The sequence below is a fragment of the Mycobacterium sp. IDUB_1 genome, assembly GCF_055419625.1.
The window spans coordinates 127,868-149,056 of sequence record NZ_JBVAYA010000007.1 but is presented as its reverse complement, the minus strand read 5'-3'; the positions used below and the strand labels follow the sequence as shown (position 1 = coordinate 149,056).

At 67.1% G+C, this 21,189-nt stretch carries 18 protein-coding genes and 1 tRNA gene; 10 read left to right on the top strand and 9 right to left on the bottom strand.

The window, feature by feature from the left end; all coding sequences use genetic code 11:
* Positions 1–11: 11 nt before the first annotated feature.
* From ACZYYX_RS28520 to ACZYYX_RS28505, 4 genes are read left to right on the top strand one after another with little or no spacing between them, the layout of a single operon-like run.
* The gene (locus tag ACZYYX_RS28520) at positions 12–1,001 is read left to right on the top strand and encodes a Bug family tripartite tricarboxylate transporter substrate binding protein (RefSeq protein ID WP_463818187.1); all 990 of its coding nucleotides are present in this window, start codon (positions 12–14) and stop codon (positions 999–1,001) included.
* A complete protein-coding gene (locus tag ACZYYX_RS28515; protein ID WP_463818186.1) occupies positions 998–1,525 on the top strand; it encodes a tripartite tricarboxylate transporter TctB family protein in 528 nt (175 codons plus the stop codon). The genes ACZYYX_RS28520 and ACZYYX_RS28515 overlap by 4 nt, the downstream gene beginning before the upstream one ends.
* Positions 1,526–3,067 carry a tripartite tricarboxylate transporter permease gene (locus ACZYYX_RS28510; RefSeq protein ID WP_463818185.1) on the top strand — a complete coding sequence of 514 codons (1,542 nt, stop codon included), beginning with the start codon at positions 1,526–1,528 and terminating at the stop codon, positions 3,065–3,067.
* Positions 3,064–3,456 (top strand): universal stress protein, encoded by a 393-nt coding sequence (locus tag ACZYYX_RS28505; RefSeq protein WP_463818184.1) that lies wholly within the window; start codon positions 3,064–3,066, stop codon positions 3,454–3,456. Before ACZYYX_RS28510 ends, ACZYYX_RS28505 begins: the two co-directional genes overlap by 4 nt.
* A gap of 4 nt (positions 3,457–3,460) precedes the next feature.
* Here the strand turns inward: ACZYYX_RS28505 and ACZYYX_RS28500 are convergent, their stop codons facing one another.
* The 4 genes from ACZYYX_RS28500 to ACZYYX_RS28485 form a co-directional block, all read right to left on the bottom strand.
* Positions 3,461–5,044: an HNH endonuclease signature motif containing protein gene (locus ACZYYX_RS28500; protein WP_463818183.1), complete on the bottom strand. Its 1,584-nt coding sequence runs from the start codon at positions 5,042–5,044 to the stop codon at positions 3,461–3,463.
* Between the two features lie 126 nt (positions 5,045–5,170).
* Complete coding sequence (locus ACZYYX_RS28495) at positions 5,171–5,485, bottom strand: Rieske (2Fe-2S) protein (RefSeq protein ID WP_463818182.1); 315 nt, start codon at positions 5,483–5,485, stop codon at positions 5,171–5,173.
* Entirely contained in the window at positions 5,482–7,947 is a 2,466-nt protein-coding gene (gene nirB / locus ACZYYX_RS28490; protein WP_463818181.1) for a nitrite reductase large subunit NirB, read from the bottom strand. Before nirB ends, ACZYYX_RS28495 begins: the two co-directional genes overlap by 4 nt.
* 3 nt (positions 7,948–7,950) lie before the next feature.
* The gene (locus ACZYYX_RS28485) at positions 7,951–8,304 is read right to left on the bottom strand and encodes a molybdopterin oxidoreductase (RefSeq protein WP_463818180.1); all 354 of its coding nucleotides are present in this window, start codon (positions 8,302–8,304) and stop codon (positions 7,951–7,953) included.
* A 177-nt stretch (positions 8,305–8,481) separates the two neighbouring features.
* Between ACZYYX_RS28485 and ACZYYX_RS28480 the strand changes: the two genes are divergently transcribed.
* The 3 genes from ACZYYX_RS28480 (at position 8,482) to ACZYYX_RS28470 (ending at position 14,416) form a co-directional block, all read left to right on the top strand.
* Complete coding sequence (locus ACZYYX_RS28480) at positions 8,482–9,915, top strand: nitrate/nitrite transporter (RefSeq protein WP_463818179.1); 1,434 nt, start codon at positions 8,482–8,484, stop codon at positions 9,913–9,915.
* A 2-nt stretch (positions 9,916–9,917) separates the two neighbouring features.
* Positions 9,918–13,850: a molybdopterin-dependent oxidoreductase gene (locus ACZYYX_RS28475; protein WP_463818178.1), complete on the top strand. Its 3,933-nt coding sequence runs from the start codon at positions 9,918–9,920 to the stop codon at positions 13,848–13,850.
* A 299-nt stretch (positions 13,851–14,149) separates the two neighbouring features.
* A complete protein-coding gene (locus ACZYYX_RS28470) occupies positions 14,150–14,416 on the top strand; it encodes a hypothetical protein (protein ID WP_463818177.1) in 267 nt (88 codons plus the stop codon).
* Here the strand turns inward: ACZYYX_RS28470 and ACZYYX_RS28465 are convergent.
* Positions 14,413–15,270 (bottom strand): NmrA/HSCARG family protein, encoded by an 858-nt coding sequence (locus ACZYYX_RS28465; RefSeq protein WP_463818176.1) that lies wholly within the window; start codon positions 15,268–15,270, stop codon positions 14,413–14,415. The two genes, ACZYYX_RS28470 and ACZYYX_RS28465, sit on opposite strands and share 4 nt — an antisense overlap.
* Positions 15,267–16,595, bottom strand: a complete 1,329-nt coding sequence (locus ACZYYX_RS28460) for an FAD-binding oxidoreductase (RefSeq protein ID WP_463818175.1) — start codon at positions 16,593–16,595, stop codon at positions 15,267–15,269. The genes ACZYYX_RS28465 and ACZYYX_RS28460 overlap by 4 nt, the downstream gene beginning before the upstream one ends.
* A 223-nt stretch (positions 16,596–16,818) precedes the next feature.
* On the opposite strand from ACZYYX_RS28460, the gene ACZYYX_RS28455 reads away from it, so the two are divergent.
* The gene (locus tag ACZYYX_RS28455; RefSeq protein WP_463818174.1) at positions 16,819–17,349 is read left to right on the top strand and encodes a TetR/AcrR family transcriptional regulator; all 531 of its coding nucleotides are present in this window, start codon (positions 16,819–16,821) and stop codon (positions 17,347–17,349) included.
* 457 nt (positions 17,350–17,806) lie between these two features.
* On the opposite strand, the gene ACZYYX_RS28450 is transcribed toward ACZYYX_RS28455, so the two are convergent.
* Positions 17,807–17,892 (bottom strand) — tRNA-Leu (locus tag ACZYYX_RS28450).
* Between the two features lie 75 nt (positions 17,893–17,967).
* Here ACZYYX_RS28450 and ACZYYX_RS28445 point away from each other — a divergent pair.
* Positions 17,968–19,302 carry a M20/M25/M40 family metallo-hydrolase gene (locus ACZYYX_RS28445; RefSeq protein ID WP_463818173.1) on the top strand — a complete coding sequence of 445 codons (1,335 nt, stop codon included), beginning with the start codon at positions 17,968–17,970 and terminating at the stop codon, positions 19,300–19,302.
* A gap of 26 nt (positions 19,303–19,328) precedes the next feature.
* A complete protein-coding gene (locus ACZYYX_RS28440; protein ID WP_463818172.1) occupies positions 19,329–19,868 on the top strand; it encodes a YbhB/YbcL family Raf kinase inhibitor-like protein in 540 nt (179 codons plus the stop codon).
* Here ACZYYX_RS28440 and ACZYYX_RS28435 read toward each other — a convergent pair.
* Together ACZYYX_RS28435 and ACZYYX_RS28430 are read right to left on the bottom strand one after the other, a co-directional pair.
* A complete protein-coding gene (locus ACZYYX_RS28435; protein WP_463818171.1) occupies positions 19,865–20,926 on the bottom strand; it encodes a quinone-dependent dihydroorotate dehydrogenase in 1,062 nt (353 codons plus the stop codon). The genes ACZYYX_RS28440 and ACZYYX_RS28435 overlap by 4 nt on opposite strands.
* Entirely contained in the window at positions 20,926–21,189 is a 264-nt protein-coding gene (locus ACZYYX_RS28430) for a DUF5703 family protein (protein ID WP_463818170.1), read from the bottom strand. Before ACZYYX_RS28430 ends, ACZYYX_RS28435 begins: the two co-directional genes overlap by 1 nt.

Here is a 21,189-nt window from a genome sequence, read left to right as displayed (position 1 = left end):
CGGAGGACGACATGTTCGCATCGGGCCGGCGCACACCGGTCGCCGGCATCGTCCTTGCCATGATCGCCGCACTGCTGTTCACAGCATGCGGTGTGACGCGCGGCGAGGACACCGGGCTGCATCGGCTACGCATGATGGTGCCGAACAGCCCGGGCGGCGGGTACGACCTGACTGCGCGCACCGCGGTCAAGGTCATGGAAGACGACAAGATCACTGGCCGCGTCGAGGTCTTCAACGTGATCGGCGCCGGCGGAACCGTCGCGATGGCCCGGCTGATCAACGAAAAAGGCAACGGCGACCTGATGATGATGATGGGTCTGGGCGTGGTGGGCGCGACGTTCACCAATGGCTCCAAGGCCCGAGCCTCCAATGCGACCGCGCTGGCCAAGATGGTGGAGGAGCAGGAGGGCATCCTGGTCCCGGCGTCCTCACCGTTCAAGACCGTGGCCGATTTCGTCGCGGCATGGAAGGCCGACCCGGCCAAGGTCACCGTCGGCGGCGGCTCGAACCCGGGCGGCCCCGATCACCTGTTCCCTATGGAGACCGCCAAGGCGGCGGGCGTCGACCCGACGAAGGTCAACTACGTGTCGTACGACGGCGGCGGCGATCTGCTGACGGCGTTGCTGGGCAACAAGATCGCCGCGGGCACCTCCGGTCTCGGCGAGTACGTCGACCAGATCGAATCGGGCCAGGTGCGGGTGCTCGCCGTGTCGGGTGACGAGCGGGTCGAGGGCGTCGACGCGCCCACGCTGAAGGAGGCGGGTATCGACCTGACCTTCACCAACTGGCGCGGAGTGCTTGCGCCGCCGGGGATTTCCGACGAGGACCGGGACGCGATGATCAAGGTGCTGGAAGAGATGCACGCGACCGACGCCTGGAAAGAGGCGCTGGTGAAGAACGGGTGGTCCGACGCCTTCATGACGGGGCAGCCGTTCGAGGACTTCCTCGCGGAGCAGGACCAACGGGTGGAGACGACGTTGACGGATCTGGGGCTGGTATGAGCGAGATCGAGCGGACTGAGCAGACCACGGAAGCGCCGGCCCGGCCGGACTACGCGCAGTATGTCGTCTGCGCGGTGATGGTGGTCGTCGGCGCATTCCTCGTCTTCAACGGTGTGACGATGCCCGGCGGTTACGCCAAGGTCGATCCCGTTGGGCCCCGGTTGTTCCCGATCGCCATCGGTATCGGCCTGCTGGTGATGGCGGTGGTGTTGGCCATCGCGATTCCCCGCGGGTCCCGCGGTGAAGCCGATGCGGGTGAGGACATCGACCCGGACATGCCCAGCGACTGGCGCACGGTCGGCCTGCTCGTCGGTCTCTTCATCCTGCTGATCGTGCTCGTGCAGCCGCTCGGGTGGGCGATCGCCGGGGGACTGTTCTTTGCCGGGTGCGCCACCGTGCTCGGCAGCAAGCATTACGTGCGCAACATCGCGATCGGTGCCGTGCTATCGGTCGCCAGCTTCTACGCGTTCTACTCCGGGCTCGGAATCCCGCTGCCCGCAGGCGTTCTGGATGGGATTCTGTAAATGGGAAACTTCGACTGGCTCCTTCAGGGCTTCGCCGAGGCCGCCACCCCGATGAACCTGCTGTACGCCGTGATCGGCGTGCTGCTGGGCACCGCGGTCGGCGTGCTACCGGGCATCGGGCCCGCAATGACGGTGGCTCTGCTGCTGCCGATCACGTACAACGTCAGCCCCAGTGCGGCGTTCATCATGTTCGCCGGCATCTTCTACGGAGGCATGTACGGCGGCTCCACTACCTCGATCCTGTTGAACACCCCGGGCGAATCGTCGTCGGTGATCACCGCGATCGAGGGCAACAAGATGGCGAAAGCGGGGCGGGCCGCGCAAGCCCTTGCCACAGCGGCGATCGGATCGTTCGTCGCGGGGTCGATCGGTACCGCGCTGTTGGCCGCGTTCGCACCGGCGATCTCGCGCTTCGCCGTCACGCTCGGCGCGCCGTCGTACCTCGCGATCATGCTGTTCGCGCTCGTCGCCGTCACCGCCGTGCTCGGATCGTCGAAGATGCGCGGGTTGATCTCTCTGCTGCTGGGCCTGGCGATCGGCATCGTGGGCATCGACTCGCTGACCGGACAGCCGCGCGCCACGTTCGGCATCCCGCTGCTCGCCGATGGGATCGACATCGTCGTGATCGCGGTCGCGGTGTTCGCCCTCGGTGAGGCGCTGTGGGTGGCCGCGCATCTGCGCCGCCGCCCGGCCGACGTGATCCCGGTGGGACGCCCGTGGATGAGCAAGCAGGACTGGGGCCGCTCGTGGAAGCCGTGGCTGCGCGGCACCGCGTTCGGGTTCCCGTTCGGTGCACTGCCCGCCGGTGGCGCCGAGCTGCCGACGTTCCTGAGCTACATCACCGAGAAGAAGCTCTCGAAGCATCCCGAGGAGTTCGGCAAGGGCGCCATCGAAGGCGTCGCCGGGCCGGAGGCCGCCAACAACGCCTCGGCTGCAGGCACGTTGGTGCCGATGCTGTCGCTCGGTCTGCCGACCAACGCGACCGCCGCGGTGATGCTGACGGCGTTCGTGTCCTATGGCATCCAGCCGGGTCCGACGCTGTTCGAGAAAGAGCCGCTGCTGATCTGGACGCTGATCGCCAGCCTGTTCATCGGCAACTTCCTTCTCCTGGTGCTGAACCTGCCGCTGGCGCCGCTGTGGGCCAAGCTGCTGCGCACCCCGCGGCCCTACCTGTACGCGGGCATCCTGTTCTTCGCCACGCTCGGCGCGTTCGCGGTCAACCTGCAACCGCTCGATTTGGTTCTGCTGCTGATCTTCGGGCTCATGGGTCTGATGATGCGGCGCTTCGGACTTCCGGTGCTACCGCTCATCATCGGCGTCATCCTCGGCCCACGCATCGAACGCCAACTGCGGCAGAGCCTGCAGCTCGGCGGCGGCGACTGGGGCAACCTGTTCACCGAGCCGGTCGCGATCGTCACCTACATCCTGATGGCCTTGCTGCTGCTCGCACCGCTGGTGCTGCGGTTGATGCACCGCAGTGAGGAATCGTTGCTGGTGGTCGAGGACGACAAGGATCAGAAGGAAAAGGCGGGTCAGCTGTGATCGTCATCGGGTATACCGCAGATGAGTTCGGCCAGGCCGCGCTCGAGCACGGCATCTCCGAGGCCAAGCTGCGCAACACCGACCTGTTCGTCATCAACGCGACATCCGGTGAATCGTATGTGGATTCGCGATTCGCCGGCGAAGCGGAGCTACACGACGTCGAGGCGCGCCTTCGGGAATGCGGGGTCGCCTACCAGCTGACCCAGCCCGTGGGTGTCGACGCCGCCGACGAGCTGCTGACCGCGATGAACCGTGACGAGGCGCAACTGCTCGTCGTGGGCATCCGGCACCGCAGCCCGGTCGGCAAGCTCCTGCTGGGCAGCGTCGCTCAGAAGTTGATCCTGGAGTGCCCCAAGCCGGTGCTGGCGGTCAAACCCCCCGAGGGGTGATCCGCTAGAACGCTGGGATCGACTCGCGCAGATGCTGCTCCGCCCAGGGCGCGTTACGTTTTCGCTCGGCGTCAACGCGTTGTCGCCTCGCCTGCATGCGGGTGATCCGCCGCTTCGGCATGGCGAGGCCGGCACCTTGTCTCGGGGGTGGGGTGCCGCACTCGCCGACCGGTGCGGTGGGTTCGGACAATTCGGGGAACAACAATCGGCTGCCCGGGTAGCTCGTCGAGATCTGGCCGTCAGGGTCTGTGAAAACGATCGTCCCATCGGGGTGCTGTACGTTCGACCAGCCCGGCCAGAAGGTTTTCAGCAGATGGTGCTGACGGCAGTATCCAGCCAGATTCGACGCGCACGTCGGACCCCACGGATACGGGATCGTGTGGTCGAGGTCGTCGACCGGCCGGGTGCAGCCGGGGTGACGGCGGGTCAGGTCTCGTCCTCGCACAAAGTCGGCCAATGCTTGCGAGGGTCGGTAGCGCGGTTCCGGCGTGGCCCGGCCGGGATGGATCAGCTTCGTGGTCCTGGCGTGCATCGCGAGTTGTGCGACGACCGCCGCGGGCAGCACCGGACCGCCGAGGACTATGCCGGGCGACGCCGGACTGAACTCGCCGGGGTCTGCGTTCACTTCGGCGATGAGCTGAGGAATGGTGAAGCCGCCCAACGGTTTTGACACCAGCTTCGGCGATGTGCCTGCCAGAGCGCGACGCTGCGCGGTGGGATCGCCTGTCCGTGGCTGTGGTATTTCGGCCGCGGGCTCGGGGTCTGCCGGCGTTCCGTTGCCCACGTCGCCGACGGCGTCCTCACGGGCGATGACATGGATGACGACCCCGCCGACGGGGGGTCTGGCGGCGGCGTCGCAATCGGGTTCCTCACACAAGCAGGGCAACCGGTCCCAGCCGAAGCCCATCGCTCCCAACGCTGCAGCGCGGCGCTGATCCAACGTGCGCGGATCCCGCTCGCACACCGTGCGGGCCAGCAGGTCGGCGCGCCGGTCGAATGCGGCGCCGTCTGTGGCGGTGACGGTCGCGTCCACATGTGCGACTCCGGTGGAGCCATCGGTGTGCACGGTGAGTCCCGTCGTCCGCACCACTTCCTCCGCCCGGCGCACCGCATACGGATCGTGACGCAGCACGAGGGTGTCGATGTCGGCCTCGGTCTGACTCAGCGACTTGACACCCCACGTGCGCAGCTGCTCGGCCAGCTCAGCATCGATCGCCCGCAGTGCGGCAGGAGCCTGCACCAGCGAGGTCCGATTGCAGATGGTGCGCACCAGCAGGTAGGTGATCAGCCCCTCGGCGAAGACCGCGGCGACCTTGGGCAGTCGATCCCGCAGTATGACTGCATTGGTCAGCAGCGCGTTGACCATCCCACTGGTGAGTGTCTGCGCCGCCCCGATCTGCGCACACACCGACGACCAATTGTCGCAACGCCACTGCTCGCGTTCGGCCGAACCCGAGGAGGTGTAGGCCCGCTCGAGCAGATCGGCCATCGCCGACAACCGCGCCGCGCAGGCGGCGTTCTCGACCCGCGCGTACGCCCGCACCCGCTCACCAGGGGTGGTGGCGCCGCTGACGAAACGTTCGAACATACCGTCGAATCTATGCGCGTACCGTGGCTCTCCGCCGCGCCATCTGCGGTCAGCTGTGGATAACGACCACGCTGTGAATAAACCGCCTTCGCAGCATGATTCGTGTCAGACCTCTGTGGTAACGCCCTACAGGGTCAGCCTGATCGTCCCGTCAACAACCTGCACGGGGTAGCTGCGTACCGCGAAGTCGGTGCCGGATACCGTGCCGGATACCTCAGTGCCCGTGGACAGGTCGAAGGTGTGCCCGTGCAGCGGGCACACCACCACGCAGTCGTCGGTGAGCCCGTCGGCGAGCGGGCCGCCCCGATGCGGGCAGACCGCGTCGAGCGCGCGCAGCGTCTCGTCTCGGAGGCGAAACACCGCCACCTGGCGCCCGCCGACCGCGAACGTGCGTCCCTCGCCTAGCGGTATCTCGTCGAGCGAGCCGACCTCAACGGTCATCGCACCGGCACCTGGGGGAGCGGCAGCAGCGGCAGCGACGTCCGAAACTGCCCGTTGGTCTGAGGCTCTCGACCATCGAGCCACGGATCCCGGTACGCGTCAACCGACTTCTGCATCCGCTCGTCCAGCCCCGCGGCCAACCCGTCGGCGTCCTCGACCACCACTGCCCGGATGTGGTCGATCCCGACCCTCGGCACCCAGCTGTACGTGCGCTCCAACCACTTCGCGCTCTCCCGGTAGTACTGCAGGAATCGGCCCGTCAGCGTCATCACCTCGTCGGCGGAGTCCACCGTCGCCAGCAGGTCACCTTTGCGGATGTGCGCCCCGGCCGCCCCACCGACGTAGATCTCCCAGCGGCCGCCCTCGACAGCGACCACCCCGAGGTCCTTGCACAGCGCCTCCGCGCAGTTGCGCGGGCACCCCGTGACGGCCAACTTCATCTTCGCCGGGCTGGCCAGCCCCTGATAGCGCTCTTCGATCGCGATGCCCAACGCCGTTGAGTCGCCCACCCCGTAGCGGCAGAAGTCGCTTCCCACACAGGTTTTCACCGTCCGGAAACTCTTGCCGTAGGCATATCCGGACGGCATGTCCAGATCTGCCCACACCGCGGGAAGGTCCTCTTTGCGGATGCCCAGAAGGTCGATCCGCTGACCACCGGTGCACTTGATCATCGGGATGTCGTATTTGTCGGCGACGTCGGCAATCTTGCGCAGCTGAGCGGCGCTGGTCACGCCGCCCTTCATCTGCGGCACCACCGAGAACGTGCCGTCCCGCTGGATGTTGGCATGCACGCGATCGTTGATGAACCGGGCGTCGCGTTCGTCGACGAACTCGTCGGCCCACATCATCTCCAGCAGCGACGCGAGCGCCATCTTCGAGCCGGCGTCGGGCTTGCCGTCGGGAGCAAGCGCAGCGAACACCGATGACACCGAATGCAATTGGAGTTCACGGATGTGGCTCATCAGAGTCGGCTTGTCGTACGGCAACGCGGGTACGTACCAGGACGCCGACGGATCCTCGGTGACAGCACCTCCGGCCGCCCACTCCACGACCTGGCAGACCAGCTCTTTACAGGAGCCACACCCCTTGCCCGCCTTGGTCTTCGCCATCACTCCGGTCACCGACGTCGTACCGTCCTGCACGCATTCCACCAGCGCGCCCTTGGACACACCGTTGCAGTTGCACACCTGGGCGTCGTCAGCGAGCTCGGCGATACCGACGCCGACCTCGGGGGTGCCGATGTCGAACATCAGCGCCACCCGCTCGTCGGGTAGCGGCAGCCCGCTGTCGAACGCCTGGGTCAGGAACGACACCTTGGACACGTCGCCGACCAATGTGGCGCCCACCAGCTTGCCGTCGCGGATCACCACGGTCTTGTACACGCCGTGTTTGGGTTCGCTGTACTGCACGAACTCGTCATCGGGATGCTCGGGTGCCTTGACGCCCATCGAGGCGACGTCGACCCCGGCCACCTTGAGCTTCGTCGCCACCCGCGAGCCGTGGTAGGCGGCGGTGACGTCCGCGCCGGTGAGATGATCGGCCAGCACGCGGGCCTGCTCCCACAGCGGGGCCACCAGACCGTAGACCTGGCCGCGATGCTGGGCGCACTCGCCGACAACGTAGACGTCGTCGTCATCGATCGAGCGCATGTGGTCGTCGGTGACGATCGCGCGTTCCACCGTGAGCCCGGCCCGTTGTGCCAGGCCGACATTCGGCCGGATGCCGGCGGCGATCACCAGCATGTCGCAGTCCAACCGGGAGCCGTCGGAGAACCGGATGCCGGTCAGTCGCCCGTCGGTCACCAGGACCTCACTGGTGCGCTTCTCGGTGTGTACCCCGATGCCCAGCGATTCGACCGATGCCCGCAGGATCGCCCCAGCGGGGTCGTCGAGTTGCGCGTTCATCAGCGTGGGGCCGGCATGCACGACATCCACTGCGAGACCGCGGTTCTGCAGCCCGCGCGCGGCTTCGAGACCGAGCAGACCGCCCCCGACCACGACCGCCTTGGTGCGGTGCGCCGCCTCGGCGATCATCGACGCGGTGTCGTCGAGTGTGCGGAATCCGAAAACCCCGTCGGCCAATGTCTTGTCGTCGGCCCACAATCCGGCCATCGGCGGGAAGAACGAGCGACTACCGGTCGCGAGGATCAGCTTGTCGTAGTGCAGTGTGGTGCCGTCGTCGGCGTGTACGAGGTGCGCGAACGTGTCCAGCCGCACCACGCGCACCCCGGCGCGCAGCTCGATGTCGTTGTCGGCGTACCAGTCCAGCGCATTGAGGTAGATGTCGGTCGGATCGTCGGCCCCGGCCAACACGTTCGACAACAGGATGCGGTTGTAGTTGCCGTACGGCTCGTCGCCGAAGACGGTGATCTGGAACTGCTCACCACCGCCCCGGGCGAGGATCTCCTCCAGCGCGCGGATGCCGGCCATCCCGTTGCCGACGACGACGAGGCGTTGCGCCACCGTCTACACCTCGACCAGACCGAGATCGACGATCACGATTCCCGCCACCCCGTCGGGCGCGCTCACGTAGAGCTCGAGCTCGGTGTCGGCGAGCAGATCCTCGACGACCCGTAGCGCAACATGGGTGGCGCCCTTGGCGGCGATCGGGAAGTACCGCATCGGAGCGCCGTCCCGATAGAGCACGACGCTGATCATCTCGTCGGTCGAATTGCCGCCACGGAAGTACACAGGTTGCGCGATGGCGCCCGCGGGCACCACGTACCGCAACGAGGCATCTACGGGCAGGGGCGCGTCATAGCCGCCCCCGGCAAAGGCGAAAACCCCTTGCAGGAAACGCGGACTGCTTCCATCGGACATCCTGTGAAGCTAGGAGCCCCGTGTTTCCGTACGGTTTCGGCGATGCTGCGCCCGTGGATACCCCCGCTCACATCGCGGGCGCCTCACGGTGAGCCGGCAGGCGATGTGAGGGCGAGTTTTCTTCTGCGTCATCGAGGTGCAACGGCTAGGGAATGACCTGGGCTTTCACTGAAGTCCATGGCAACAGCGACATCCGGAACAGCGGGCAAGCGCGACATCGAGCACTGGGATCCCGAAGACACCCAAGCCTGGGAGGCGGGCGGCAAGGACGTCGCGCGCCGCAATCTCGTCTGGTCGGTGATCGCCGAACACGTCGGCTTCTCCGTCTGGTCGATCTGGTCGGTGATGGTGCTCTTCATGCCGCAGAACGTCTACGGCATCGACGCGGCGGGCAAGTTCTACCTCGTCGCGGTGCCGACGCTGGTGGGTGCGTTCATGCGCATCCCCTATACCATCGCCCCGGCCCGGTTCGGCGGACGGAACTGGACGATCGTCAGTGCTCTGCTGCTGCTCATCCCGACCCTGCTGACGCTGTACTTCATGAAGAACCCGGCGTCCTACACCACCTATCTGGTCGTCGCCGCCTTCGCCGGCCTCGGCGGCGGGAACTTCGCCTCCTCGATGACCAACATTAACGCGTTCTACCCGCAGCGGCTCAAAGGCTGGGCGCTCGGGCTCAACGCCGGCGGCGGCAACATCGGCGTACCGGTCATCCAGCTCATCGGCCTGCTGGTGATCGCCACCGCCGGCAACACAAGGCCCGAGATCGTCTGTGCGGTCTACCTCGTGGCGATCAGCGCGGCCGCGCTGGGTGCGGCGCTGAAGATGGACAACCTGCGGAACCAGAAATCGAATCTCGGCGCACTCACCGAAGCGCTGCGCTTCAAGCATTCCTGGGTGATGAGCTTCCTCTACATCGGCACCTTCGGTTCGTTCATCGGCTTCTCGTTCGCCTTCGGCCAGGTGCTGCAGATCAACTATCTCGCCGGCGGCGACAGCCCCGCCCAGGCCTCGCTGCACGCCGCCCAGATCGCCTTCCTCGGGCCGCTTCTCGGTTCGATCTCGCGTCCGTTCGGCGGCAAGCTCGCCGACCGCATCGGCGGCGGCAAGATCACGCTCTACACCTTCGTGGCGATGATGTTCGCCGCCGGCATCCTGATCGTCGCGGGGACACTGGATGACGCGCAGGCTGGCGCGGCCACCGGCGGTCAGATGGCGGGCTATCTCGCCGGCTTCATCCTGCTGTTCGTGCTGTCGGGCATCGGCAACGGCTCGACCTACAAGATGATCCCGTCGATCTTCGAAGCCAAGGCCCAGGGTCGCGACGATCTGGACCGTGAGCAGAAGGCCGCGTGGTCGCGGGCGATGTCGGGTGCGCTGATCGGATTCGCCGGCGCCGTCGGCGCGCTGGGAGGCGTGTTCATCAACATCGTGCTGCGGGCGTCCTACGTCGGCGACGCGAAGTCGGCGACCAACGCGTTCTGGGTGTTCGGCATCTTCTACGTGGTCTGCGCCATCGTGACCTGGGTCGTGTTCCTGCGCCTCGGGGAGAACCGTGCCCGCAGCGGTGAACACCTCGGACGGTCGGCCACGCCGGTCGCCGCCGGATAAGCATGCCACGCACCGCCTGTTCGTACTGCGGTGTCGGGTGCGGGATCTCGGTGCAGACCCGCCCCGACGCCGCCACCGGCGCACCCGTCATCGCGACGGTGTCCGGTGACACCCTGCACCCGACGAACGCCGGTCGGTTGTGCACCAAGGGGGCGACACACGCGGAGATGATGGCCGCCACCGACGGCCGCCTGACGACGGCGCTGATGCGGCCCTCGCGCGGAGCCGACCCGGTGGCACTCGACGTCGACGACGCACTCGCCGAGGCGGGCCGGCGGCTGCGCGCGATCGTCGACGAACACGGCCCCGACGCGGTGGCGATCTACGTCTCGGGACAGATGTCGATCGAATCGCAATACCTGGCAACGAAACTCGCCAAGGGTTTCCTGCGCACAGTCCACCTGGAATCCAACTCGCGCCTGTGCATGGCCAGCGCCGGAGCCGGCTACAAGCAGTCGCTGGGCGCCGACGGACCGCCAGGGTCCTACAACGACTTCGATTGCACCGACCTGTTCTTCGTGATCGGGTCCAACATGGCCGACTGCCACCCCATTCTGTTCCTGCGGATGGCCGATCGTCTCAAGGCCGGTGCGAAACTCATCGTCGTCGATCCCCGTCGGACCACCACCGCCGACAAGGCCGATCTGTACCTACAGATCCGGCCCGGCACGGATCTCGCCCTGCTCAACGGCATTCTCCATCTGCTCGTCGCCGAGGGCGCAATCGACGAGCAGTTCATCGCGGAGCACACGGAGGGCTGGGAGGCGATGCCGGCCTTCCTCGCCGACTACCCGACGGACCGCGTGGCCGATATCACCGGGCTCTCCGAAGCCGACATCCGCACCGCGGCGACGATGATCGCCGAAGCGGGGGAGTGGATGACGTGCTGGACGATGGGTCTGAACCAGAGCACCCACGGCACCGCCAGCACCACCGCGATCTGCAACCTGCATCTGGCCACCGGCGCGATCTGCCGGCCGGGCAGCGGGCCGATGTCGCTGACCGGGCAGCCCAACGCCATGGGCGGGCGCGAGATGGGGTACATGGGTCCGGGTCTGCCGGGGCAGCGCGCCGTGCTCTCCTCGCGCGATCGCGCGTTCGTCGAAGAGCGGTGGGGGCTGGAGCCGGACACCATCCGCACCGACGTCGGGCCGGGCACCGTCGAGATGTTCCGCAGAATGGCCGACGGGCAGATCAAAGCCGTCTGGATCATCTGCACCAATCCCGTTGCGAGCGTGGCGAATCGCGCGACAGTCCTGGCGGGTTTGGAGGAAGCCGAGCTGGTGATCGCGCAGGACGCGTACGCCGAGACCGCCACCACCCGCCACGCCGACATCGTGTTGCCGGCCACGTTGTGGGCGGAAGCGGACGCGGTGATGGTCAACTCCGACCGCACCATGACGCTTTTGGCGCAGGCGATTCCGCCGCTGGGGGAGGCCCGCCCGGACTGGGAGCTGATCTGCGGAGTCGCTCGCCACCTCGGTTTCGGCGACGATTTCGATTACAAATCCAGCGAAGAGATCTTCGACGAGATCCGCCAGTTCTCCAATCCGGACACCGGCTATGACCTGCGTGGCATCACCTACGAGCGGCTGCGCGGCGCTCCTGTGCAGTGGCCGTGCCCGCCCGAGGACGATCCCGCCGGATCGCCGGACCGCAATCCGATCCGCTACCTGAACGACGGTGTTTCGCAAACCCTGTTCGTCGGCGCCGACGGTCACCGCCCACGCCTGGCATTCCCGACTCCGTCTCGCCGTGCCGTGTTCCATCCGCGGCCGCACGTCGACGCCGCGGAGCGTCCCGACGATGACTACCCCGCCGTCTTGAACACCGGTCGGCTGCAACATCAGTGGCATACGATGACCAAGACCGGCAGGGTCGCCAAGCTCACCAAGCTCAATCCCAAGCCGTTCATCGAGATCCATCCCGACGACGCCGAGGCCGCGCAGATCGCGAACGGGAGCGCGGTCGAGGTGGTGTCCCGGCGGGGCCGTGCGGTCCTGCCGGCCCTCGTCACCGATCGCGTCAGACCGGGGAACACGTGGGTGCCGTTCCACTGGAACGACGAGCACGGTCCGGACCTGACTGTCAACGCGCTCACCAACGACGCGGTCGATCCCGCGTCACTGCAGCCGGAGTTCAAAATCTGTGCGGTGCGGCTGGCACCTCTGCCCGCGCCGGATATGGCCGAGCACGAGAAGTTCTATGTCCAAGGGTTTCTCGCCGGCATCGAGCAGGGCCGACCGGGTGTCCCGGTGCTACCCGCCGACGCCCCGCTGAGTATGCAGACCCGGCTGTTCGTCGAGGGCATGCTGGCCGGCCGCTACTCTCGCGCACCCGAGACATCCACGCCCGATGGACCTTTGGTGCTGTGGGCGTCGCAGACCGGCAATGCCGAGGAGTTCGCGGAACAGGTCAGTCGGCGGCTCGGCGGGGCGCGCCTGGCGGCGATGGATGACGTCGACGTCGCGGAGCTCACCGACGCGGGTGAGGTGGTCATCGTCACCAGTACATTCGGCGACGGCGGTCCGCCCGACAACGGAACCGCCTTCTGGGAGCGGTTGGCCGACGAGGACGCTCCTGCCCTCGGCGGGCTGCGCTACTCGGTGCTCGGTCTCGGTGACCGCTCCTACGGCAACTTCTGCGGCCACGCGAAGTCTCTGGATGCCCGGCTGACCGCGCTGGGAGCCACCAGGGTGCTCGACCGCGCCGACTGCGAGGTTCACGACCAGGCACCGATGACCCGATGGGCGGACGCGGTCGTCGAGACGCTGACCGGTGAGGCGCCCACCGAGACCGAGGCGCCTTCGGCCCCGACGTTGTTCACGCGGGCGAGTCCCGTCGACGCGCCTCTGTGCCGCAACGTGGCGCTCACGCCACCCGATGCGGCGAAAGAGGTGCGGCAGTTCGGGTTCGACATCAGCGGCCACGACGTCTCCTACGCTGCGGGGGACTCGCTGGGCGTGTACGTGCGGAACTCGGAGAGCACCGTCGAGACGTGGCTGCGGGCAACAGGATTCACCGGTCACGAGGACGCGCTCGTCGACGGTGTGACGATGCCGTTGAGGGAGGCGTTGACCGCTCACTACGACGTGTGCAAGGTGACTGCCGACCTGGTCTCCTTCGTCGCCGAGCATGCCCGGGACGCGTCATCGCTGCGGCGGCTGCGCAACGATCGGCGGGAGTGGGATCGATGGCTGCTCAATCGCAACGCTCTCGATCTGGTGGCGCAATTCGGGATGCGTGCCGACCTCGAGTTGTGGCAGGAAGTGCTGGTGCGCTTGACCCCGCGGCAGTATTCGATCTCGTCCAGCCCATTGGTCAGTCCGCACGAGGTGCAGCTGACCGTGTCGGTGGTGCGCTACCGCAATCCCGGCGGAGAGTTGCGCGGCGGGGTCGGATCGACGCACCTGGCCGATCTGCCCGACGGGACACCGGTGCCGGTCTTCTTGCAGCGGTCACCACATTTCCGGCCGCCGACGGACCCGAGCACCCCGATGATCATGGTGGGCCCGGGCACCGGCGTCGCGCCGTTCCGCGGGTTCCTGCAGGATCGCCGCGCCCGGGGCCACACCGGGCCGAACTGGCTGTTCTTCGGCGATCAGCACCGGGCGCAGAACTTCTACTATCGAGAAGACCTGCAGGACATGGTCTCTGACGGGTTTCTCAACCGTCTCGACCTGGCCTTCTCGCGCGACCAGGCTCAGAGGATCTATGTGCAGCACAAGATGCTGGACTACGGCGCCGACGTGTGGCGGTGGCTGGAGGACGGCGCGCACTTCTACGTGTGCGGGGACGCGACGCGGATGGCCAAGGACGTCGACGACGCCCTCACCGCGATCATCCGAACCCACGGCGGCATGAACGACGAGGCCTCGCGGGCCTACAAGCGGGGGCTGGTCGCCGACAAGCGGTACGTGCGCGACGTCTACTGACCGGCTGGCAGGATCGCGACCGTGGCCCTCGATCGAACCAAGCCCACCGTGACCATGTGCCGGGGATGCTGCTGCGGCGCCTCCGCAAAGCATCCGGACCATGACCACAACGCCCAAGTCGTTTCGCTGCGCGCCCAGTTGGTCGGCGTCGCCGATCTCCGGATCACTGACTGCCTGGGACCGTGTGAGCGGTCGAACGTCCTGGTGGTCACACCGTCAACGGATGGGCATCGGCGCGGCGGGCGATCAACCTGGCTCGGATATGTCTTCGACGAGACGGCGGGATCGACCATCGCGGAGTGGCTGCGCGACGGCGGGCCGGGCGTGTCGGAATTCCCGCGCAGCCTCCGGCGGCACCGCTTCAACAGGCCGAGAAAGCGACGCTGAAGTGCCAACGCCCGGCCTTGCAGAGACGTCGGCCGCCCAGGGCTGAGGGTCGGATCACGCCCGAGCATGTCGTCGTCGTCCGTGAAGCCGTCGACAACCTGCCCGGGTTCTGTGACGCGACCACCCGGGAGCAGTTCGAAGCCGACGTGGTGCGCAGGGTGGCTCGGGTAAACGTCTAGATGAGATCGCTCTGACGTGCCATCCACTGCGCGAGATTCTCGACACCCGGCGACAGCTCGCGGGTACGGGTGAAATCGGCTTGGTAGGCCGGTATCCGAGCGAACCACTGGAACATGGCTTCTTGGTCATCGTCGCCGAGTACTTCCAGGGGCGCCGCCACGTATGTGGCCGCGGCCCCGAGACGGTGTCCGACGATGTCGGCGATCTGCGAGCCTGTCAACTCGTCACCTGCTATCTCCACCGGCGGCGCCTTGGGATCGCCATTGCTCAGGAGCGCTGCGGCGACATCGCCGATGGTGGCCACTGACACCATCTGCAGCGGGATGCCGTCGGGCAGCGGCATGCGCACAACGATCTCGTCGCCATCCCGGGTGATCAGCTGGCGGAGATTCTCCATGAAAAACGTGGGTCGAACGATGTTGACGGTCGTCAGCCCCTCCAGCGCTTCTTCGACTCGGCGTTTGCTTTCAAAATGGGGAATGTCTGTATGGCGCTCGGCACCTCCGACGGAGCTGTACACCATGAACGGCACCTCGGCGTCGCGCGCGGCGCGGGCGATGACGTTGCCGTGGCTGACCTCGCCATCAGTGCCACGCGGGCCAGCGAAGCTGGTCATTGCGAAGGCCGCGGAGACACCGGTGAAAGCTCGACGCAGGCTGGCCTCGTCGTCAAGGTCCGCCCCGACGACCTCGGCGCCGCGTGCCTTGAGCGCCTGGGACGCGTCGCGGGTGGTGTCACGGGTCAGTGCCCGAACCTCGAACCCGCGACGCAGGAGAGCGTCGACGGTGGCCGAGCCTTGCTGACCCGTGGAGCCCACGACGGCGATCGGGCCGTCGGTCGGGGAGGTGGTCATGAGGAATGTCCTTCCCTGGTTTGGACGCGACTGGGATGGAACACGCCCGTTGAATTGACAGCTCGTTGAATGTTCGTCAGTCGTCTGCGGTCTGCGACGCTGAATGCATCGAGGTCTCCGTGCTGCCCGTCGGCGAAAGGCACTGCGCCGCGGCCGATATCGATCTCCGAGATGAGTTCGCGCAGCTGCGCGAGACTGGCGAGCACAGCCGGGTGATCGCCGGGCTCCGGAGCTGCGCCGACGGCATGCAGCAGAAAAGGGCTCGGTGGCGTTGTCATGGCTCCGGTGCGGGTGCCCGGGTTGGATCCCACGTTGCGGAACTCCACCATCGACAGATGGTCGAAGTCGGCTGCTGCGGTGAGGATGTCGGCGGCACGAGCGGGAGCTGTGGCGTTGACCCAACGCCCCATTCCGAGTGCGGGTGTGCCCGCCGGCGGGTCGAGATGGATGCCGGCAAGCGTTTGGGCGTCTGCCATTCCCCAGGTGTCGACCGTCGGCAGCGGCGCCGCCGCCGCTAGTGCCTCACGAAACGGGGTGGCTGACTCTGCCCCGAGCGGAGCGGCAACCGCGAGATGAACGACTGCACGATCGCGCAGCGTCGGTGGGAACGGTGGACCGGGTGGGGTGTGTAGGACGGAAATGCTCGAGGCGACCTCGGCGCCCACCAGTGCGGCGTTCCACGCCTCGACGACATCGTGTAAATGCTCGGCGGGCCAGAGCATGAAGCCCGCATGCACATCGGACACGGGGAAGATGTCGAACACGAGGCTCAGGGCCAGACCCACTCCGCCGCCGCCCCGGTAGGCCCAGATCGCGTCACGATCGACAGCGTCGGGGGCGTCATCGCAGGCCACTCGCCGCGTCCCCGACCCATCGAGGTAGATGACTTCGCGTAGTGCATCGGCGGCCAATCCGAACGACGGCGTCAACCAGCCGACGCCCCCACCGAAGGTGTAACCGGCAACCCCGACATCGGGTGCCGAGCCCGCTGCGCCAAGCAGACCGTGGGGATAGGCCGCCTGGTTGACGCTGTGCCAGGTCGCACCCGACCCCGCCGTGACCACCCTGCGCCCGGCGTCGACGACAACAGAATCCAGACCCGCGGTGTCCACCAACAGTGTGTCGCCGCCGAGGTCACCGGTGACACCGTGTCCGGTGGCCTGCACGGCGATCCGCAAACCAGCTGACACCGCGTACTTCACAGCTGCCAGTGCCGATGCATCATCGAGGACCGATGCGACCGCAGCGGGGCGCTGTCGGGCCGACGAATTATGCGGAGCCGTCGCACGCGTGTAGGGCTCACTCCCCGGAAAGAAAATGGTCACCTCGGCGACCTCGTGCGTCGACGGATAGGCATACAGGCCATTACACACTATTCGGATGAATCCGTCCGCTTATGGCGTATCTGGGTAGGGGCGGCTGCCCAGCGGCACGTCGTTGGGCCACACTTGACCCATGTCGAGAGGGGCTACTGAGGAGCCGGTACCGATACCGGGACGCCGGGCGCTACGCCGAGATGCCCAGGCAAACCGGGAACGCATCCTTGCTGTGGCTGCAGAACTGATCTCCCGTGATGGCGCCGCGGTGCCGATGGCCGATATTGCCAATGCGGCAGGCGTGGGTATTGGCACTCTGTACCGCAGTTTCGCCGACCGCGATGCACTCATGACGGCGTTGCAACACCGAGCGCTGGCCATCCTGGAAGAAATACTCGAACGCATACAGGCCAGCGGCCACACTGGCCCGTCGGCCATCGAGACCTATCTGGTGGAGTGTCTTGCCGTCGCCGACCACCTCATTCTCCCGCTCCGCGGCCACCCGGCCCTGCTCGATCAGCACGCCCTGCGGGCCCGTGACCGGATTCATGCCGCGATCGAGAAGCACCTGAGTACTGGGCGGACAGAGGGCACCATCCGGCGCGACACCACCGCACTCGACGTCATCGTCTGCGCCTCCATGATTGGTCAACCACTGCACGCGTCCCTGAACTGGCCGCTGACGGCTCGACGTCACATTGCTGTTTTCATCCGCGGTATCCGTGCCGTCACCCCCGACGGTACTGCGGCGTCCCCGAGCTGAGCTCCCTGCGTGCTGTCGTGACAAGTGTTGTCCACCAACGACATTGAGACTTGATCGGTGATGACAGCCGCGTGATCAGGGCCAGGAAGAACACCGGCCCCGCCAGATGGCACTGGCTTTCGCGGCGACGTCAACGGATCAAGCGGCTGTACCGTCGAAACGCCGACCCCGAACCGACATCGAGCATCCGGACCCGAGCCCTGAACTTCCGCGCATCAGACTTCACAAGCGGAGTGTTTGATCCGAATCGCAGGGAGGGCCCACTGTCAGCGGCGTCGTGCCGCGTACGTGGCGGCGCCTCCACATTGCCGGCGCTGACTGCAGTTTGCGGTCCCAGTCGTTGCGTCGCCCGTCTCGACGTCAATGCCGTCAGACTGGACGCCGGACTCGCTGCATTACCTGGGTGAACCCGCTGTGATCGGTCGTTCGGACGCGCTGATGCGCGGTACTTACGTTGTGTCCGAGGGGGGACTTGAACCCCCACGCCCGTTAATAGGGCACTAGCACCTCAAGCTAGCGCGTCTGCCATTCCGCCACTCGGACCTGTTCGAAGGCAGCTTAGGTTAACGGATCGGTGGGCTCGGACCCAAACCGGGAGCGGGTGGTAGGAAAGGGAGCGTGAGCGGTCCCCTGACTCCCAGCGATGAGGTCGTCGACCTCGTCAGTTCCCTGATCCGCTTCGACACCTCCAACACCGGTGAGCTTGCCACCACCAAGGGGGAGGCCGACTGCGCCCGCTGGGTCGCCGCCCAGCTCGAAGAGGTGGGTTACACCTGCGAGTACGTGGAGGCCGGCGCGCCGGGCCGGGCGAACGTGTTCGCCCGCCTCGAGGGCGCCGATCGCTCACGCGGCGCTCTGATGCTGCATGGTCACCTCGACGTCGTACCCGCCGAGGCGTCCGACTGGAGCGTGCACCCCTTCTCCGGCGCGGTCGAGGACGGCTATGTCTGGGGCCGCGGCGCGGTCGACATGAAGGACATGGTCGGCATGATCATCGCGGTCGCCCGGCACTTCAAGCGCGCCGGCATCACACCGCCGCGCGACCTGGTGTTCGCGTTCGTCTCCGACGAGGAGGCCGGCGGCAATTACGGCTGCAAGTGGTTGGTGGAGAACCGCCCCGACCTGTTCGACGGCGTCACCGAGGCCGTGGGCGAAGTCGGCGGCTTCTCGCTCACGGTGCCCCGCCGTGACGGAGGTGACCGGCGCCTCTACCTCGTCGAGACCGCCGAGAAGGCGATGATGTGGATGCGCCTGACCGCCCGCGGCCGGGCCGGGCACGGGTCGATGGTGCACGACGACAACGCCGTCACCGCTGTCGCCGAAGCCGTCGCCAAACTCGGCCGCCACCAGTTCCCGATCGTGCTGACCGAATCGGTCGAGCAGTTCCTCGCCGCGGTCAGCGAGGAGACCGGCTACACCTTCGACGCCACCTCGCCCGACATCGAGGGCGCGGTCGCCAAGCTCGGCGGCATCGCCCGCATCGTCGGCGCCACACTGCGCGACACCGCGAACCCGACGATGCTCAAGGCGGGTTACAAGGCCAACGTCATCCCCGCCACGGCTGAGGCCATGGTCGACTGTCGCGTGTTGCCCGGCCGGCTCGCCGCGTTCGAAAAGGAGATCGACGAGATCATCGGCCCCGACGTCAAGCGCGAGTGGGTGACCGAACTTCCCTCGTACGAAACACCTTTCGACGGCGAGCTACTGGAGGCGATGAACGCCGCGATCCTGGCGGCCGATCCGGACGCGCGCACCGTGCCCTACATGCTCTCCGGCGGTACGGACGCCAAGCACTTCGCCCGCCTGGGTATCCGCTGCTTCGGGTTCGCGCCGCTGCGCCTGCCGCCCGAGTTGGACTTCGCGGCGTTGTTCCACGGCGTCGACGAACGGGTACCCGTGGACGCGTTGACCTTCGGCGCGCAGGTGCTCGAACACTTCCTCCTGCACAGCTGACCCTCGACCGAAAGGACGCCTCTGTCATGGCTTTTGACTACGATCCCTACTCCTTCCTCCCCGAACTGCCCAGCTTCACACTCACCTCGCAGTCCTTCGCCGACGGCGACACCTGGGGAAACGAACAGGTCAGCGGGATCATGGGTGCCGGCGGCGAGGACGTCTCGCCCCAGCTGAGCTGGTCCGGCTTCCCCGAAGAGACCCGCAGCTTCGCGGTCACGGTCTACGACCCCGACGCACCGACCGGTTCGGGGTTCTGGCACTGGGCGGTCTTCAACCTGCCCGCCACGGTCACCGACCTGCCCGCCGGTGTCGGCGACGGCAGCAGCCAAGGCTTCCCGGGGGACGCGGTCACGCTGTCCAATGACGCAGGACTCAAGCGGTTCATCGGCGCGGCCCCGCCGCCCGGCCACGGACCGCACCGCTACATCGTCGCCGTACACGCCGTCGACGTGGAAAAGCTCGACGTACCCGCCGATGCCACGCCGGCATACCTGGGCTTCAACCTGTTCAGCCACGCGATCGCCCGCGCACTCATCACGGGGACCTACGAGAACAAGGGCTAGTCGGACGCCGAGCCGACGGCGTCGCTGAGGCTGCTGAAACCGTTGCGGTGCAAGCGTTCTGCAATACCGCGGTTGATCGATGCAGCCCACGAACCGCCGCCGTAGACGAAGCCGGTGTACCCCTGCAACAGAGAGGCGCCCGCGGTGACTCGCTCCCACGCGTCGTCGGCGGTCTCGATCCCGCCGACGCTGATCAGCACCAGGGAGTCTGCGACCCGCCGGTGAAGCCGTCGCAGCACCTCCAAGGAGCGGCGCGCCACCGGCGGTCCGGAGACACCCCCGGCGCCGAGTGCCGCCACCCCGGGGGTGCGCAAGCCGTCTCGCGAGATCGTCGTGTTCGTCGCGACGATCCCGGACAGTCCGCATGCGACGGCGAGGTCGGCGACGGCATCGACGTCGTCGTCGGCCAGGTCGGGTGCGATCTTGACGAGCACCGGCGTCGACGTCGCTGCGACGACCGCGTTCAGGATCGGGCGCAGAGACTCGACCGACTGCAGGTCACGCAGCCCGGGAGTGTTCGGCGAGCTGACGTTGACCACCAGGTAGGCGCACAGCGGCCCGAGCAGGCGGGCGCAGTCGGCGTAGTCGTCCACCGCGTCCTCGGGCGTCGTGGTCTTGTTCTTGCCGATGTTCACCCCGATGGGCACCTCGGGGGTGGCCCGCGCCAGCGTGCGTACCAGTGCCGACGCGCCATGGTTGTTGAAGCCCATGCGGTTGAGCAGCGCGCGGTCCTCCGGCAGCCGGAACAGTCGGGGGGCCGGATTGCCGGGCTGCGGTCGCGGTGTCACGGTGCCGACCTCGGCGTGTCCGAAACCCAGCGCACCCCACGTCTGTGCGCCCAAGCCGTCTTTGTCGAACCCTGCGGCCAACCCGAGCGGTGCAGGGAACCGCACCCCGAACACCGTGCTGGCGACAATTGGATCGTGGTCAGAGTACTTGCGCGCCAATGCATGTCGTGCAAAACCGGGGGTGGTGGCGCCCCGCAGGGCGGCGAAGACTGCGTGATGTATCCGTTCGGGCGGAACCAGGAACATCGCGCGCCGCAGCGCTGCGTACATCACAGCGCCGGCAGATCAGGACCCTGCGCAGCGTCGCCACGCTTTTTGCGGCGCAACAACACCCGTCGGCTGCCGTCGGTGTAGAGCCGCACGCGGGTCAGCTCCCATCCGCGGTACTCCGCCTCGATCGACAGGCGCACCGACGCGCTCACCCGGGTCACGTCGGGCGGCAGACGCAGCGGAATCCATTCGTACTCGCCCGGATCGTCGGCGACGGCCTGACGCCACGTCGCCGGCATCCTGCCCCGCGAACCCGTACTCAT

Coding starts and splice junctions, on each gene's coding strand:
- ACZYYX_RS28520 (WP_463818187.1), top strand. CDS start 12: ATGTTCGCATCGGGCCGGCGCACACCGGTCGCCGGCATCGTCCTTGCC.
- ACZYYX_RS28515 (WP_463818186.1), top strand. CDS start 998: ATGAGCGAGATCGAGCGGACTGAGCAGACCACGGAAGCGCCGGCCCGG.
- ACZYYX_RS28510 (WP_463818185.1), top strand. CDS start 1,526: ATGGGAAACTTCGACTGGCTCCTTCAGGGCTTCGCCGAGGCCGCCACC.
- ACZYYX_RS28500 (WP_463818183.1), bottom strand. CDS start 5,044: ATGTTCGAACGTTTCGTCAGCGGCGCCACCACCCCTGGTGAGCGGGTG.
- ACZYYX_RS28495 (WP_463818182.1), bottom strand. CDS start 5,485: ATGACCGTTGAGGTCGGCTCGCTCGACGAGATACCGCTAGGCGAGGGA.
- ACZYYX_RS28485 (WP_463818180.1), bottom strand. CDS start 8,304: ATGTCCGATGGAAGCAGTCCGCGTTTCCTGCAAGGGGTTTTCGCCTTT.
- ACZYYX_RS28480 (WP_463818179.1), top strand. CDS start 8,482: ATGGCAACAGCGACATCCGGAACAGCGGGCAAGCGCGACATCGAGCAC.
- ACZYYX_RS28475 (WP_463818178.1), top strand. CDS start 9,918: ATGCCACGCACCGCCTGTTCGTACTGCGGTGTCGGGTGCGGGATCTCG.
- ACZYYX_RS28465 (WP_463818176.1), bottom strand. CDS start 15,270: ATGACCACCTCCCCGACCGACGGCCCGATCGCCGTCGTGGGCTCCACG.
- ACZYYX_RS28440 (WP_463818172.1), top strand. CDS start 19,329: ATGGCTTTTGACTACGATCCCTACTCCTTCCTCCCCGAACTGCCCAGC.
- ACZYYX_RS28435 (WP_463818171.1), bottom strand. CDS start 20,926: ATGTACGCAGCGCTGCGGCGCGCGATGTTCCTGGTTCCGCCCGAACGG.
- ACZYYX_RS28430 (WP_463818170.1), bottom strand. CDS start 21,189: ATGAGTACGGGTTCGCGGGGCAGGATGCCGGCGACGTGGCGTCAGGCC.